The sequence below is a fragment of the Microbacterium sp. GbtcB4 genome (genome assembly GCF_019091465.1).
GTDB lineage: Bacteria > Actinomycetota > Actinomycetes > Actinomycetales > Microbacteriaceae > Microbacterium > Microbacterium paraoxydans.
Map to the genome: position 1 here is coordinate 1 of NZ_JAGXJJ010000643.1, position 233 is coordinate 233.

The 233-nt window shown below is 71.2% G+C and carries 1 pseudogene; it reads right to left on the reverse strand.

Going from position 1 to position 233, the window contains the following annotated elements:
- A pseudogene (locus tag KVS71_RS19100) lies at window positions 1-189 on the reverse strand (glucosamine-6-phosphate deaminase); the annotation flags it as partial.
- Between the last annotated feature and the right edge of the window lie 44 nt (window positions 190-233).

Consider the following 233-nt stretch of genomic DNA (forward strand, 5'->3'; position numbering starts at 1 on the left):
GTAGCCGCGCACCTGCGAGTCGTCGCGCCCCGCCAGGCGGCTGCGGAGTGCCTGGTAGACGGGCAACGGCGTCGATCCGGCCGCGAGCCCCAGGACGGCGTCCTGGCGACGGTCGATGAGCTCGACGATCTCGGTGGCGACCAGGGCGCCGGCGGCCCCGGCATTCTCGTCGTTGGCGACCTCAGTCATGCGGAACGATCTCCTTCCCAGAAATGGGTGCGCCCTCCAGAGCG